The following is a 15,183-nucleotide window of genomic DNA, read 5'->3' as shown; positions in this document are numbered from 1 at the left end:
AGCCGCATGACTGACCAGATCCTGGAATCCGACGAGGGCGCGGACGTCGACTACGACGTCATCGTGATCGGCTCGGGCTTCGGTGGCAGCGTCTCGGCGCTGCGCCTGACCGAGAAGGGCTACAAGGTCGCGGTCCTGGAGGCCGGCAAGCGGTTCGAGGACGACGACTTCGCGAAGAGCTCCTGGCGCCTGCGCAAGTTCCTCTGGATGCCGCAGCTCGGGTGCTACGGCATCCAGCGCATCGACAAGCTCAAGGACGTCCTGATCCTGTCGGGCGCCGGGGTCGGCGGTGGTTCGCTGGTCTACGCCAACACGCTGTACGAGCCGCTCGACCCGTTCTACAAGGATCCGGCGTGGGGCCACATCACTGACTGGCGCGCCGAGCTGGCGCCGTACTATAACCAGGCCAAGCGCATGCTCGGCGTGAGCATCTATCCCTACGAGACCGAGGCCGACCGGCTGATCAAGCAGGTCGCCACCGAGATGGGCGTCGAGGGCACGTTCCACCACACGCCGGTCGGCGTGCTGTTCGGTGACGAGCAGGGTGCCGAGATGGGCGACCCGTACTTCGGCGGCGCAGGGCCTGATCGCAAGGCCTGCATCAACTGCGGCGAGTGCATGACCGGGTGCCGGCACAACGCCAAGAACACGCTCGTCAAGAACTACCTCTACCTGGCCGAGCAGAACGGCGCGGAGGTCCACGCGCTCACGACGGTCACGGCCGTCCGGCCCCTCGCCGGTGGTGGGGGCTACGAGGTCGAGACGCGGCGCACCAACAAGCGCTTCCGACCGCACCGCACGCTGCGGGCCCGCCAGGTCGTCTTCGCCGCCAGCACGATGGGCACCCAGAAGCTCCTGCACAAGATGCGCGACTCCGGCGACCTCCCGCACGTCTCGCAGCGGCTCGGCCTGCTGACCCGCACCAACTCCGAGGCGCTCCTGGGCGCGATCTCGGACGGCAAGGACATCGACTACAGCGAGGGCGTGGCGATCACCTCGTCGTTCCACCCCAACGAGCACACGCACATCGAGCCCGTCCGCTACGGTCGGGGCTCGAACGCGATGTCGCTGATGCAGACCGTGCTCACCGACGGCAGCGGCCCGAAGGCCCGCTGGCGGGTCTGGCTGCGCGAGATGTGGAACCAGAAGCGCAATCTGTTCAAGCTCTACGACCTGCGGCACTGGTCGGAGCGCACCGTCATCGCCCTGGTCATGCAGACGCACGACAACTCGATCACGACGTACACCAAGCGCGGCATCCTGGGGCGCAAGCGCCTGACGTCACGCCAGGGCCACGGAGCCCCCAACCCGTCGTTCATCCCCGAGGGGCACGAAGCGGTGCAGCGCATGGCGCACCACATGCCGGGCACGGCCGGCGGCACGATCGGCGAGCCGTTCAACGTGCCGCTGACCGCCCACTTCATGGGCGGTGCCTGCATCGGTGACAGCACCGAGACGGGGGTCATCGACCCGTACCACCGGCTCTACGGCCACGAGGGTCTTCACGTCGTGGACGGCTCGGCCATCACGGCCAACCTCGGGGTCAACCCGTCGCTCACGATCACGGCCCAGGCGGAGCGGGCGATGTCGTTCTGGCCCAACAAGGGCGAGACCGACACGCGACCCGGCGTGACCGAGGGCTATCGCCGCCTCGAGCCCGTCGCGCCCAAGAACCCCGTCGTGCCCGACGACGCTCCGGGCGCCCTGCGCCTGCCCATCGTCAACTAGCGTCGCGCGGGCGCGATAGCCCGCCAGATGTGCGCGCAGACGCAGCCCAGGAGTCACTTCTGAGCCCCGTTTGCGCGCACATCTGGCGGACACATGGGGAAGGCGAGCGGTCCGCCCCCGCGGCTGGTCGGGAGAGACCTGCTGCGGGAGCGGACCAACTTTTTCGCGGTGCGGCTCCTGCAAAGCACAGAGCCCGGTCGGGAGGGAGAAAGTGACCGGGCCCTGTTGTGCCACGAGGAGCGGGCACGAGTGGATCTGACGGGAGGGAGAATGTGTCAGATCCACTCCAAACAACGAGGGGCGGAGCAGGGGGTTACGCGGGGTCTCGAGAAGTTTTTCGGCCGCTAGGATCGCCGGTGTGACCGACGCACCTGCCACCACGCCCGAGGCCACCCCCGAGGAAGTCGCGGAGGCCCAGCACGACACGGTCCTCGTGGTCGACTTCGGCGCCCAGTACGCCCAGCTGATCGCGCGCCGGGTGCGCGAGGCCCGCATCTTCTCCGAGATCGTGCCCTCGACGATGCCGGCGGCGCAGATGCTCGCGAAGAAGCCGGCGGCCATCATCCTGTCGGGTGGGCCGTCGTCGGTGTACGAGCCCGGCGCACCACAGCTCGACGCGGGCGTCCTCGACGGCACGGTGCCCGTCTTCGGCATCTGCTACGGCTTCCAGGCGATGGCCGCGGCCCTCGGCGGCACCGTGGCGCGCACGGGACTCTCGGAGTTCGGCCGCACCGACGTCTCGGTCGTGTCCGGGGGCGTGCTGCTCGACGGGATCCCGCCGTCGCACCGGATCTGGATGAGCCACGGCGATGCCGTGACGCAGGCCCCGGAGGGCTTCTCGGTGCTCGCGAGCACCGGTGGTGCTCCCGTCGCGGCCTTCGAGGACACCGGCCGCGGGTTCGCGGGCGTGCAGTGGCACCCGGAGGTGCTGCACAGCGAGCACGGCCAGCAGGTGCTCGAACGCTTCCTGGTCGAGATCGCGGGGTGCCGCCAGTCGTGGACGAGCGCCAACATCGTCGAGGAGCAGGTCGCCCTGATCCGCGAGCAGGTCGGGGACTCCCGCGTCATCTCGGCGCTGTCGGGCGGGGTCGACTCCGCGGTGTCGACCGCGTTGGTCCAGCGCGCGATCGGCGACCAGCTCACGGCGGTCTTCGTCGATCACGGTCTGCTGCGCCAGGGGGAGGCCGAGCAGGTCGAGCACGACTACGTCGCCGCGACCGGGGTCGACCTGAAGGTCGTCGATGCCGCCGAGCAGTTCCTCGGGCACCTCGCGGGGGTCAGCGATCCCGAGGAGAAGCGCAAGATCATCGGGCGCGAGTTCATCCGCACGTTCGAGGCCGCCGAGCGCGAGATCCTCGCGACGCCGGGCCCGCCCGTGAAGTGGCTCGTCCAAGGCACGCTCTACCCCGATGTCGTCGAGTCCGGCGGTGGCGAGGGTGCAGCCAACATCAAGAGCCACCACAACGTCGGCGGCCTGCCCGAGGACCTGGAGTTCGGGCTGATCGAGCCCCTGCGAGCCCTGTTCAAGGACGAGGTCCGCGAGGTCGGACGCCAGCTGGGCATCCCCGAGGCGATCGTCGGGCGGCACCCGTTCCCCGGTCCGGGCCTCGCGATCCGCATCGTGGGCGCGGTCGACGCCGACCGGCTGCGCATCCTGCGCGACGCCGACGCGATCGTGCGCGAGGAGACCACCGCGGCGGGTCTGGACGCCGACATCTGGCAGTTCCCCGTCGTGCTGCTGGCCGACGTGCGCTCGGTCGGGGTCCAGGGTGACGGGCGCACGTACGGCCATCCGATCGTGCTGCGCCCGGTCTCCAGCGAGGACGCCATGACGGCCGACTGGAGCCGCCTGCCGCACGAGCTGCTGGAACGGATCTCGACCCGCATCACCAACGAGGTGCGGGAGGTCAACCGCGTCGTGCTCGACGTCACGAGCAAGCCGCCGGGCACGATCGAGTGGGAGTGAGCCAGCGCGTCTGGGGGCTCGTGCCGTGAGCCCCAAACCGTGAGCCCCCGACCGTGAGTACCGACGTCGCGATCGCCGCACCGAGCGAGGTCGCCGCCGACGCGGGGGAGCAGATCGCCCGGGCGGGCGGCAACGCGGTCGACGCCGCGATCGCCGCGGTGCTGGTGACGATGGTCAACGAGGTGGGTCTGGTCTCGCTGAGCTCGGGCGGCTTCGTCACGGTGCAGCCGGGCGACGGCTCTGCACCCGTCACGATCGACGGCTGGATGGACATGCCGGGCCGTGACACGACCGAGCTCGGTGGCGGCACGTGGGACGTCGACACGGGCTACGGCGGTGGCGTCACGATCACGGTCGGTCCCGGGGCGGTCGCGACCCACGGGTCGGTCGCCGCGCTCGGCCAGACGCACGCGCGCTGGGGCTCGCTGCCGTGGGCCGAGCTCGTGCGGCCGGCGATCGACGTGGCCCGGTCGGGCTTCCGGCTCAGCGCCGCGTCGCGGTACTACCTGGAGTACGTGCACGAGTCGATCTTCGGCTGGGACGCCGCGAGCCGGGCGATCGTGCACGACGCCGACGGCGAGATCACGACCGGGGCCGTCGTGGTGCCCGACCTCGCGGCGACGCTCGAGATCATCGCCGCCGAAGGTCCCCGGGCGATGCACGAAGGCGACCTGGCGCGCGCGATCAGCGCCGACGTCCTCGACCGCGGCGGTCTCCTCGGTGCGGCCGATCTCGCGGCGTACCGGCCGGTCGTGCGTGCCTCGCTCGCCTCCCGCCTGGGGGACTGGACCTTCGGCACCAATCCTCCGCCCGCGGTGGGCGGGGTATGCGTCGCCGCGATGCTGGCCCTGCTCGACGGTCACCCGCGGAGCCCGCTGACCGACCTGCGCTGGAGCCAGGCCGACGTCGATCACGTGGTGCGCGTCCAGCGCGCGGTGCTCGCCGCGAGGCTGGACCGACTCGAAGGTGCGGCCGACCTCGCGGCCGAGGCGGCGACGTTGCTGGCGCAGGTCGACACCGGCGGGCTCGCGGCGCTGGAGTCCGGGTCCACGGCGCACGTGTCGACCACCGACGCCGCGGGTCTGGCCTGCGCCGTGACGGTCTCGTCCGGCTACAGCTCCGGCATGATCGCGGCGGGAACGGGGATCTGGCTCAACAACTGCCTCGGCGAGCAGGAGCTGAACCCCAGGGGTCTGCACGGTCTGGCCCCGGGCACGCGCCTGCTCTCGAACATGGCGCCCACCGTGGGCCGGCGCGACGACGGCACGACCCTGGCGATCGGTTCACCGGGCGCCGACCGCATCACGACCGCGATCGTCCAGGCCGTCGCGGGATTCGTGAACGGCGGCCTGGGGCTCCAGGCCGCGGTCAACCACCCCCGGGTGCACGTGCACCGCGCCGGCCGCCCGACCGAGGAGGTCAAAGTCGAGACCGAGCCCTCGATGTACTTCGGCGGTGTGGCCGCGACGCTGCGCCGGCCCGACGGTCACCTCGTCGCGGCCGCCGACCCGCGGCGCGACGGCGCCGTGCGACTGGTCCGTCTCGACCGCTGACGCCCTGCGCGGTGGCATGATGGGATCGTGGCCCGGCCGATCGTGAGTCGACCGATCGTGATCGGTCATCGCGGTGTTCCCGTGTGCCGGCTCGAGCACTCCCGGGCGTCCTACGAGCTCGCGATCGCGTGGGGGGCCGACTTCATCGAGCCCGACCTGGTCTGCACGGCCGACGGTCATCTCGTGGTGCGGCACGAGAACGAGATCGGTGACACGACCGATGTCGCCGATCGACCCGAGTTCGCGCACCGCAAGACGGCGAAGTTCGTCGACGGCATCCCCCGAGCGGGGTGGTTCACCGAGGACTTCACGCTCGCCGAGCTCAGGACCCTGCGGACCCGGGAGCGGCTGCCGCAGCTGCGACCGCAGAACATCGGGCTCTCGGCAGAGATCCTGACCTTCGACGACGTGCTCGACATCGCCGCGGCGGCGGACCGCCGAGTCGGGGTGTGCCTCGAGATCAAGCACTCCACCTACTTCCGGGGCCTCGGGCTCGACCTCGACGACCGGGTCGTCGCGACGTTGGAGCGGCGCGACCTCAACCGCCTGGACGCGCCGGTCCCGGTCGTGATCCAGTCCTTCGAGACGCGCAACCTGCGCGCCCTGCGCCCCCGTACCCCGCTGCCCCTGACCCAGCTGCTCGATCGCAAGGGCGCGCCCTGGGACTTCATCGAGGCGAGGGACCCCCGCACCTACGACGACCTGACGACGCCGGAGGCCCTGGCCGACATCGCGACCTACGCCGACGTGATCGGCCCGAACAAGAGCCTCGTGGTCGGCCGGCGGACGGGGCACTGGCTGACGGGGGAGACGGGGCTCGTCGACGCCGCGCACCGCGTGGGACTCCAGGTGCACATCTGGACGATGCGCAGCGAGAACAACTTCCTGCCGGCCGACTTCCGGCTCGGTGACGACAAGGCGGCGCCCGGCGACGCGCTGGCCGAGTACCGGGTGTTCATCGACGCGGGCGTCGACGGCTTCTTCGCCGACGACACCCGCGTCGCCCGGGCGGCCCTGGGGCTCACGACGTCCGCTTGAACGTGAGCGCCAGGCCTCCCACGCCGAGCAGGATCAGGGCCACGGGGGCCGCGGTCAGCAGGTCCCGCGGGCTGGCGAGGTCGGCCGTGACGAACGCCCCGGCTGCCGCGATGAGCAGGAAGAGGGCTCCGGCGACGAAGCTCCAGGGATTGAAGGGGTGCTGGTTCATGCTCGCTCCACGTCGATCTGTCCGAGGGTCTGGTCGATCACCAGGACCAGGGCGGGCCGCTCGTCGCTGACGACGTCGAGGCTCGCGCCCCGGCCGGAGGTCTCCTCGCCGAGGGCCCGGATCTGACCACCGACGATGGTCGCCCGCACGGTGATCGGGAGGTCGTCGGGCACGATGACGCGCACCTGGCCGAGCCCGCCGTCGACCACGATGGTGCGACCCAGGAGCTCCTCGGGGTCGCGGACCCCGGCGAGGTCGAGCCGCAGGCTCCCGGCACCGATCTCGTACCGCGAGTCGACGGCGGCCGCGGTCGACGGGGCGCGGCGCACGTCGCCGATGGGACCGTCGGGGACCAGGCCGATCGCGCCGAGCACGGCCACCAGCACGATCCCGACCGGAACCAGCGCGATGCTGCGTCCCCACCGGGCGCCGACGAGGAGGCCAGCACCCACGATGCCGAGCGCGACGGCGGGGTAGGTCTGCGCCGGGAGGTCCAGACCCGCCGCGGCATGGACCGTGGCGAGCCCGCCGAGCGCGATGAGCACGACCGACATCGTCGCCAGGAAGAGCGTGGGCGGCGTGCGGGGCGCGAACGGTCGCGGCTGGGGTCCACCGACCACGGTGTGCGGTGCCGGTGGCGGGGGGACGTCGTCGCTCCCGGCCCCGTCGTTGGTGGTGGCGTCGCTGGTGGCGGCATCGCTGGTGGTGGCGGGCTCGTCCGGGTCCGCCGCGACGTCCTCGTCGCGCGCGGTGGCGTCGGTCGGGTCGCCGGCGACGTCGTCGGGCTCCTGATCCTCGGCCGCATCCGCACCGGGATCTGCGACGGAGGGCGTGGCCGGCGGCGGCGGGTAGCCGGTCGGGCCGCTCGCGGGAGGCGCACCGACGGGCCCGGGCGTCGTCGGGGCGCGGCCGCCACCTCGGCGCCGAGGCAGCACGGCGAACACCCAGTAGAGGAACAGGGCCGGGATCGCGAGCCACAGCGCCCCGATCGGGGGCCCGCCCCAGTACCAGTCGGCGTCGCCGACGATCGCGACCAGGGCCAGGAGCCCCCCGGCCACGAGTGCGCCGACCCGCACCTGCGGCTCGCTGTCGCCGAGCCGGAACCAGTCGGCCATGACGCTCGGGCGACCGTCGTCGCTCGGCAGCGCGAACCACGCCACCGCGTAGAGGATCAGTCCGGAGAGTCCGGCGAAGCACAGGGCGACGAGCACGATGCGCACGATGATCGGGTCGATGCCGAGCTGACGACCCACCCCGGAGGCCACGCCGGCGAGCAGGCGGCCGTCCGTGGCGCGCCGGGCGGACGTGATCGACCGCAGGCGCTCGGCGTCGGGGCCGGTGCCTGGACCGGTGCCTGAGGCGTGGGGGCCGCCGGGTGGCGGAGGCGGTGGGGTCGTGGTCTGGTTCATGGTTCCATCGTGGTGTCGGGAGCCGGCTCGGACCATCGGGGCCGACCCTGATCCGACCCTGAGATGACCCGGGGTGAGCCGGGGCGGCTCCCTCATGGTGCCGCGCGAGGCGACGTGTGACGATCAGGGGGTGACCCCGTCCTCCCCGCGCCCGGTGCCGCCCGTGCGCCGTGCCCATCGGCCGGCCGGCCGCCGACTGCTGTCGGGCGTGAGTGCGGGCGTCGCCGAGCACCTCGGGGTCGACACCCTCTGGGTGCGCCTCGCCTTCACCGTCACGGCCGCCGTCAACGGCACCGGCATCGTCGCGTACCTGCTGCTCTGGCGCTTCCTGCCGATGGCCGAGGACGCCGCCAGCCCGGGCCTGGAGGCCGCGGTGCGCCGCGGCCTGCGCCCGCCGCGGACCACCTCGTGGGTCGACCACACCCGGGCGGTCGCGGTCCTCGCGCTCGGTGCCGGCGTGGGCCTGGCCCTGCAGCTCTCGGGTCGGGGCATCGCCTGGAACGTCCTGGTGCCGCTCACGATCGGCGGCGCCGGCCTCGCGGTCATGTGGCGGGGCCTGGACGACGTCGGCGGGATGAGCCACCTGCGCTGGTGGTCGATCGTCCGGGTCGTCGTCGGCATCGGCATCCTCGGTGCTGCGGCCGCGTTCACCGTGACGGTCGAGGGCGGGTGGTCCTCGCTGGCCGATGCCGGGGTCGCGATCGCGGTGGCGCTGATCGGGGTGGCGCTGGTGGCCGGTCCCTGGATCGCCTCTCTGGTCGCCGACCTGGGCGAGGAGCGGCGGGAGCGGGTCCGCTCGCAGGAGCGGGCCGACGTCGCCGCCCACCTGCACGACTCGGTGCTCCAGACGCTCTCGCTCCTGCAGAAGTACGCCGACGACCCGGCCACGGTGTCGACCGTCGCGCGGCGCCAGGAGCGGGAGCTGCGGGCCTGGCTGTACGGCGGCGACGACCTGGCCGACTCCACGCTGAACGCAGCCTTGCGGGCCGCGGCTGACGAGGTCGAGGACCATCACCGCGTCGCCGTCGAGCTCGTCGTCGTGGGAGACGCTCCGGTCGATCCCGATCTCGCGGCCCTCGTGCGGGCCGTGCGCGAGGCCGTGCTCAACGCGGCACGTCACGCCGGCGTCGACCGGGTGGACGTCTTCGCCGAGGTGACGCCGGCGATGGCCGAGGTCTTCGTGCGCGACCGGGGCACGGGTTTCGACCCCGCCGCGGTCGACCCCGATCGCATGGGCCTGCGCGGCTCGATCGTCGATCGCCTGCACCGGCACGGGGGCCGGGCCGACGTCCGTTCGGCGCCCGGGGCGGGCACCGAGATCAGGATGGTCCTCCCGCGCCGGAGCGACCGCCACCTCGAGGCCGAGACCTCGACCGACACCAGGAGCGAGCATGACCGGGTCTGACCCGACCACCCCCAGCCCCACGGGGTCCGAGCCGACGCCGCTGCGGGTCGTGCTGGTCGACGACCACGCGATGTTCCGGACCGGGGTGCGGTCGGAGGTCGCGACGTCCGTCGACGTCGTGGGTGAGGCGGGCGACGTCGACACCGCGGTCGAGGTCATCGCCCGGTCGCGGCCCGACGTCGTCCTGCTGGACGTCCACCTGCCCGGTGGCGGCGGCCTGGAGGTGCTCCGGCGACTGTCGACCACGGCGCCCGAGGTGCGCTGCCTCGCGCTCTCGGTCAGCGACGCGGCCGAGGACGTGATCGGGGTGATCCGGGCCGGGGCCCGCGGGTACGTCACCAAGACGATCTCGGGCCAGGAGCTGGTCGACGCGATCGGGCGCGTGGCCGCCGGCGACGCGGTGTTCAGCCCGCGGCTGGCCGGATTTGTCCTGGACGCCTTCGCCGGTCATCTCGAGGTGGCGCAGGTCGACTCCGACCTCGACCGGCTGACCGAGCGCGAACGGGAGGTCATGCGGCTCATCGCCCGCGGCTACGCCTACAAGGAGGTCGCGCGGGAGCTGTTCATCTCGCCGAAGACCGTCGAGACCCACGTCTCGAGCGTCCTGCGCAAGCTGCAGCTGTCGAGCCGGCACGAGCTCACTCGTTGGGCGAACGACCGTCGTCTGATCTGACGGCCGGCGCCAGCCCTGGCTAGACTTTGGCCGGTCGCCGCGCGTCGGCGCGGCGCCACGATGGCTCCCGCTCGCCGCGGGACGAGCACCAGGGGGTCGGCGATGTCGAGGCGCACGGTCGCGATGCTCGCCACGGCGGCGGTGCTGGTGTCGGTCCTGACGGCGTGCGGGGACGACCAGGACCCCGATCCGGACCCGACGCCCGCGTCGACGTTCGACCCCGACGCGCTCGACCTCGGCCGGATCGATCCCACCGCGACCGACGTCTCGACGGCGCTGACGGCGGCGAGCTCGCAGCTCGTCGCCGCGTACGACCTCGGCCGGCACCTGGTGCTGCCGCAGCAGCTGCGATCCGGACTCGACCGCTTCGGCGTCGAGACCGGTGCGCTGGTCGGCCCGGGCGATTACGACTTCGCGTTGAGCGAGGTGGGCGCGCCCGTCGTGGCCGCCGGTGCGCAGACCGGGCTGCTGACCCGGCGGGTCGACACCGGTGGTGACGCCTGGATCACGACCGCGCTCGTGCAGCTTCCCGACGCGGCAGCCGCCGAGGCAGCGGTGCAGGCCGGTGCCGCGGCCCTCGTCGCCCCGGACCCGACCGGCCTGGGAGCGTCGATGGTCGTCGAGCCGGTCGCGTCGGACGACCAGGCGGTCGCCGTCGTCACGACCACGCCGGACATCGCCAACCAGGTCTACGTCCTGCGGGCGTACGGCCCGTTCCTGGCCTACGCCTGGGTGTACGACATCGACGGCGACATGGACGACGCCCGGGCGTACGCCGCCGACTTCCTGGCCGACCAGGAGCTCGCCCTCGACGACGTCGACCCCGTCGCGATCCCCGCGACCCCGCGCGTCCGCGACCTCGACCCCACGGGTCTGTGGGGCCTGACGCTCGCGCCCGACAGCAGCGGGGGGCTCTCCTCGACCGCCTACGTCGCGGGCAGCCACGCCGCGCAGACCCGTCAGATCGACGCCGACGGCATCGCCCGCGCGTTCAGCCGGGCTGGCGTCTCCCGGGTCGCGTCGAACGTCACGTCGCTCTACGCCACCGAGAACGACGAGGGTGCGCGGACTCTCCTCGACGCGTTCGTCGACCAGGGAACGGGCCTGGGCCTGGTCCAGGCCGACCCGCCCCCAGGTCTCGACGAGGCCGTCTGCCTCGCGAACCAGGACGAGGACGCCCCCGGGCTGACCCTGTGGCCCGAGTTCCTGTGCTTCTCCCCGTTCGGCGCCTATCTGCTGGAGAGCAGCGGGGTGTCGCTCGAGGAGGCCCAGCAACGGATCAGCGCCCAGGCGCTGCTGATCTTCGAAGAGCAGCAGGACCAGCGGCGTTCCTCGGGCTGATCGTCGTGTTCACGCGCGCGTCATGACCCCGCACTAGCCTGAGCAGCATGAAGCAGCCGCACCTGATCGTCCTGTTCGGGGCCACGGGCGACCTGGCCCGGCGCAAGCTCCTGCCGGGGCTCATGCACCTCGTGGAGTCCCACCTCGTGGGCGAGGCACGCATCCTCGGGGTCTCGACCCACGAGTACAGCGACGAGGAGTTCCGCGAGTTCGCGCTCGCGGCGTGCAAGGAGTTCAGCACCCGCCCGGTCCGCACCGACGTCTGGGCGAGCTTCGCGCAGAAGCTGTCGTTCCTGCCGCTCGGACACGGTCCGGAGGCGCTGCGGGAGAAGGCGGCCGAGCTCGAGGCGCCGCTCGGTGAGGACGTGCGACGGCTGCACTACCTGAGCGTGCCGCCCGCCGCTGCGCTCGACGTCGTGCACCTGATCGACCGCGCCGACCTGGTCGAGCGCTCCCGCATCGTGATGGAGAAGCCGTTCGGCACCGACGTGGCCAGCGCGCGCAGCCTCAACGCCGCGATTCACGAGGTGTTCGAGGAGGAGCAGATCTTCCGCATCGACCACTTCCTCGGCAAGGAGGCCGCGCTCAACATCCTGGCGTTCCGGTTCGCCAACGGCCTGTTCGAGCCGATCTGGAACCGCAACTTCATCGACCACGTCGAGATCGACATCCCGGAGACGCTGTCGGTCTCGGGGCGCGCCGGCTTCTACGAGGGCACCGGCGCGTACAAGGACATGGTCGTGACGCACCTGTTCCAGGTGCTGGCGTTCATGGCCATGGAGCCGCCCACCTCGCTCGACTCCGCCTCGATCAGCGAGGAGAAGAACAAGGTCTTCCGGTCGATGAAGCCCCTCGAGCCGGGCGACGTCGTGCGGGGTCAGTACGCGGGCTACCGCGACGAGGAGGGCGTCGACCCGGCGTCCGACACCGAGACCTTCGTGGCGCTGAAGGCCGAGATCGACAACTGGCGCTGGGCGGGAGTCCCGTTCTACCTGCGCACCGGCAAGCGCATGGCCGAGGGTGCGCGCATCATCTCGATCGCGTTCAACGAGCCACCCAAGTCGATGTTCCCCGAGGGCTCGGGCGTGGGGCGGTCGGGCCCGGACCACCTGACCTTCGACCTGGCCGACTCCTCGCGCATGTCGCTGTCGTTCTACGGCAAGCGACCCGGGCCGGGCATGACGCTCGACAAGCTCTCGATGCAGTTCGCGATGCAGGAGTCCGGCCACTCCGGTGACGTCCTCGAGGCGTACGAGCGGCTCATCCACGACGCGATGATGGGCGAGCGCACCCTCTTCACGACGGCCGAGGGCATCGAGCGGCTCTGGGAGGTCAGCCAGCCGATCCTCGACGACCCGCCGCCGGTGCAGCCCTATCCGCAGGGGTCGTGGGGCCCGGAGGCCGCGCTCGAGCTCATGGCGCCGCGACGCTGGCGGCTCCCGTTCGAGCGGCGCTGGCGAGGCTGACCCCACCCGGGGCTGTCGGGGCCGGCGACTAGGCTGGGACGACGATGACGCTGCCCTTTCCCGTGCCCGAAGCCCGCACCCCGGCGACCCCCTCCGAGCGCCGCCGGCCCCGGTCGGAGACGCTCCTGGAGGGCCTGAACGACCCGCAACGGGCGGCGGTCGGGCACGAGCCCGGACAGCTCCTCGTCGTCGCCGGAGCGGGGTCGGGCAAGACCCGGGTCCTGACCCGCCGCATCGCCTGGCTGATGGCGGCCCGGGGCGCCACCCCGGGGTCGATCCTGGCCATCACGTTCACCAACAAGGCCGCGGCCGAGATGCGCGAGCGGGTCGCGGAGTCCGTCGGTGGCGCGGCCCGAGCCATGTGGGTCTCCACGTTCCACTCGGCCTGCGTGCGGATCCTGCGACGTGAGGCCACGACGTTGGGCTTCACGTCCTCGTTCACGGTCTACGACGCCACCGACGCCAAGCGCCTCGTGACCCTCGTGTGCCGCGACCTGCAGCTCGACCCCAAGCGCGTCGCGCCCCGGGCGGTTCTCAACTGGATCTCGAACCACAAGAACGAGCTCGTCGACCACGAGACGGCCCGCAGCCAGGCCGCGACGCCGACCGAGGAGACCTTCGCCGAGGTGTACGGCGAGTACCAGCGCCGTCTGGCCGCCGCCAACGCGATGGACTTCGACGACCTGATCATGCACACGGTCCACCTGTTCCAGGCGTTCCCGGCCGTCGCCGAGGCGTATCGGCGCCGCTTCCGCCACGTGCTGGTCGACGAGTACCAGGACACCAACCACGCGCAGTACCAGCTCATCCGTGAGCTCAGCGACCCGGAGACCGACCTCATGGTCGTGGGTGACTCCGACCAGTCGATCTACGCCTTCCGCGGCGCCACGATCCGCAACATCCTGGAGTTCGAGCAGGACTTCCCCCACGCCGAGACGATCGTCCTGGAGCAGAACTACCGCTCGACCCAGACCATCTTGTCGGCCGCCAACGCGGTCATCAGCCGCAACGAGAACCGGCCGGCGAAGAATCTCTGGTCCGCCGCGGGGCAGGGCGAGCCGATCGTCGGGTACGTGGGCGACGACGAGCGCGACGAGGCGCAGTTCATCGCCGACGAGATCGACGAGCTCACCGACGACTCGGTCGTCACCCCGGCCGAGGTCGCGGTGTTCTACCGCACCAACGCGCAGAGCCGGGTGTTCGAGGAAGTGTTCATCCGGGTCGGCCTGCCGTACCGGGTCGTGGGTGGCGTGCGGTTCTACGAGCGCAAGGAGGTCCGCGACGCGCTGGCCTACCTGCGCGCCATCGCCAACGAGCGTGATGTCGTCTCGCTGCGGCGCATCGTCAACGAGCCCAAGCGCGGGATCGGCGAGCGCGCCGAGGCCGCGCTGGAGGGCTTCGCCTCCCGCGAGCGCATCAGCCTGACCGACGCGATGCGCCGTGTCGACGAGGTGGGCGAGCTGGCCACCCGGTCGGCCAATGCCGTCCGCGAGTTCCAGACGGTCATGGACGACCTGCGCACGATGGCGGCCGACGGTGCACCGGCCGATCAGGTGCTCGAGGCGGCGCTCACCCGCACCGGGTACCTGGCCGCCCTCGAGGCCAGTGACGACCCGCAGGACGAGACCCGGGTCGAGAACCTCGCCGAGCTCGTCGCGGTGGCGCGGGAGTTCGTCACGGCCGCTGCCACGATCGACGAGGACGAGCCGGGGGTCGCGGCGGAGCCGGACGTTCCCACCGAGGGGCAGGTCGACGACGCCGCACCGTTCGCACCGGGATCACTCGACGCGTTCCTGGAGCGGGTGGCCCTCGTGGCCGATGCCGACTCGCTGCCCGAGGAGGGTGACGGCGTCGTGACCCTCATGACCCTGCACACCGCCAAGGGGCTGGAGTTCCCGGTCGTGTTCCTGACCGGCATGGAGGACGGCATCTTCCCGCACATGCGCTCGCTCGCCGATACCGACGAGCTGGCCGAGGAGCGCCGGCTGGCCTACGTCGGCATCACGCGGGCCCGCGAGCGCCTCTACCTCACGCGGGCCACGAGCCGGTCGGCCTGGGGCGCCCCCGCCTACAACCCCGCGTCGCGCTTCCTCGACGAGGTGCCGGACGAGCTCGTCGACTGGCGGCGCGAGGCCAGCCCGCCCACGCAGTGGATGCCGTCCACCCCGTCGGTCACGACGCGTCGCGCCGAGACCTTCAGCTCGCGCTCGGTCTCGCGCTCGGCCGACATGACCGGTGTCGCCTCGTTCGAGCCCGGCGACCGCGTCACCCACGACACGTTCGGTCTGGGCACGGTCGTCTCGCTCGACGGCAGCGGGCAGAACATGCAGGCGTCGGTCGACTTCGGCTCTGCCGGGGTCAAGCGGCTGATCCTGAGGTACGCCAAGCTCGAGAAGCTGTAGTCGAGCGATCTCGCGAGCTCTGCGAGCGACGAT

At 71.9% G+C, this 15,183-nt stretch carries 11 protein-coding genes; 9 read left to right on the top strand and 2 right to left on the bottom strand.

What is annotated here, in order from left to right; genetic code table 11:
- Positions 1-6: 6 nt before the first annotated feature.
- The 4 genes from KAG51_RS06065 to KAG51_RS06050 all read left to right on the top strand — a co-directional run bounded on the left by KAG51_RS06065 (position 7) and on the right by KAG51_RS06050 (position 6,285).
- On the top strand, positions 7-1,728 hold the full coding sequence (locus tag KAG51_RS06065) for a GMC family oxidoreductase (RefSeq protein WP_290581685.1): 1,722 nt from the start codon (positions 7-9) through the stop codon (positions 1,726-1,728).
- Positions 1,729-2,086: 358 nt separating this feature from the next.
- Positions 2,087-3,694: a glutamine-hydrolyzing GMP synthase gene (gene guaA, locus KAG51_RS06060; protein WP_290581683.1), complete on the top strand. Its 1,608-nt coding sequence runs from the start codon at positions 2,087-2,089 to the stop codon at positions 3,692-3,694.
- A 53-nt stretch (positions 3,695-3,747) separates the two neighbouring features.
- Complete coding sequence (locus tag KAG51_RS06055; protein WP_290581681.1) at positions 3,748-5,247, top strand: gamma-glutamyltransferase; 1,500 nt, start codon at positions 3,748-3,750, stop codon at positions 5,245-5,247.
- Between the two features lie 27 nt (positions 5,248-5,274).
- The gene (locus tag KAG51_RS06050) at positions 5,275-6,285 is read left to right on the top strand and encodes a glycerophosphodiester phosphodiesterase family protein (protein ID WP_290581679.1); all 1,011 of its coding nucleotides are present in this window, start codon (positions 5,275-5,277) and stop codon (positions 6,283-6,285) included.
- Here KAG51_RS06050 and KAG51_RS06045 read toward each other — a convergent pair.
- Complete coding sequence (locus tag KAG51_RS06045; protein ID WP_290581677.1) at positions 6,269-6,454, bottom strand: hypothetical protein; 186 nt, start codon at positions 6,452-6,454, stop codon at positions 6,269-6,271. The two genes, KAG51_RS06050 and KAG51_RS06045, sit on opposite strands and share 17 nt — an antisense overlap.
- The gene (locus KAG51_RS06040; protein WP_290581675.1) at positions 6,451-7,863 is read right to left on the bottom strand and encodes a PspC domain-containing protein; all 1,413 of its coding nucleotides are present in this window, start codon (positions 7,861-7,863) and stop codon (positions 6,451-6,453) included. Before KAG51_RS06040 ends, KAG51_RS06045 begins: the two co-directional genes overlap by 4 nt.
- 130 nt (positions 7,864-7,993) lie before the next feature.
- Between KAG51_RS06040 and KAG51_RS06035 the strand changes: the two genes are divergently transcribed.
- The 5 genes from KAG51_RS06035 (at position 7,994) to pcrA (ending at position 15,150) form a co-directional block, all read left to right on the top strand.
- Complete coding sequence (locus KAG51_RS06035; protein ID WP_290581673.1) at positions 7,994-9,268, top strand: ATP-binding protein; 1,275 nt, start codon at positions 7,994-7,996, stop codon at positions 9,266-9,268.
- On the top strand, positions 9,255-9,941 hold the full coding sequence (locus tag KAG51_RS06030) for a response regulator transcription factor (protein ID WP_290581671.1): 687 nt from the start codon (positions 9,255-9,257) through the stop codon (positions 9,939-9,941). The genes KAG51_RS06035 and KAG51_RS06030 overlap by 14 nt, the downstream gene beginning before the upstream one ends.
- 102 nt (positions 9,942-10,043) lie before the next feature.
- A complete protein-coding gene (locus tag KAG51_RS06025) occupies positions 10,044-11,282 on the top strand; it encodes a hypothetical protein (protein WP_290581669.1) in 1,239 nt (412 codons plus the stop codon).
- A 47-nt stretch (positions 11,283-11,329) separates the two neighbouring features.
- Positions 11,330-12,748, top strand: a complete 1,419-nt coding sequence (gene zwf, locus KAG51_RS06020) for a glucose-6-phosphate dehydrogenase (RefSeq protein WP_290581667.1) — start codon at positions 11,330-11,332, stop codon at positions 12,746-12,748.
- A gap of 44 nt (positions 12,749-12,792) precedes the next feature.
- Positions 12,793-15,150 (top strand): DNA helicase PcrA, encoded by a 2,358-nt coding sequence (gene pcrA / locus KAG51_RS06015; RefSeq protein ID WP_290581665.1) that lies wholly within the window; start codon positions 12,793-12,795, stop codon positions 15,148-15,150.
- The last annotated feature ends 33 nt before the right edge of the window (positions 15,151-15,183 follow it).

This window comes from Aeromicrobium sp., assembly GCF_023146395.1.
Lineage (GTDB): Bacteria > Actinomycetota > Actinomycetes > Propionibacteriales > Nocardioidaceae > Aeromicrobium.
Note: the sequence above shows the minus strand (reverse complement) of the source record. Positions and strands in the feature narration are given on the sequence as shown.

Excerpts from the sequence above, each read along its gene's own strand:
- KAG51_RS06065 (WP_290581685.1), top strand. The coding sequence starts at position 7 with ATGACTGACCAGATCCTGGAATCCGACGAGGGCGCGGACGTCGACTAC.
- KAG51_RS06045 (WP_290581677.1), bottom strand. The coding sequence starts at position 6,454 with ATGAACCAGCACCCCTTCAATCCCTGGAGCTTCGTCGCCGGAGCCCTC.
- KAG51_RS06040 (WP_290581675.1), bottom strand. The coding sequence starts at position 7,863 with ATGAACCAGACCACGACCCCACCGCCTCCGCCACCCGGCGGCCCCCAC.
- KAG51_RS06030 (WP_290581671.1), top strand. The coding sequence starts at position 9,255 with ATGACCGGGTCTGACCCGACCACCCCCAGCCCCACGGGGTCCGAGCCG.
- KAG51_RS06025 (WP_290581669.1), top strand. The coding sequence starts at position 10,044 with ATGTCGAGGCGCACGGTCGCGATGCTCGCCACGGCGGCGGTGCTGGTG.
- zwf (WP_290581667.1), top strand. The coding sequence starts at position 11,330 with ATGAAGCAGCCGCACCTGATCGTCCTGTTCGGGGCCACGGGCGACCTG.
- pcrA (WP_290581665.1), top strand. The coding sequence starts at position 12,793 with ATGACGCTGCCCTTTCCCGTGCCCGAAGCCCGCACCCCGGCGACCCCC.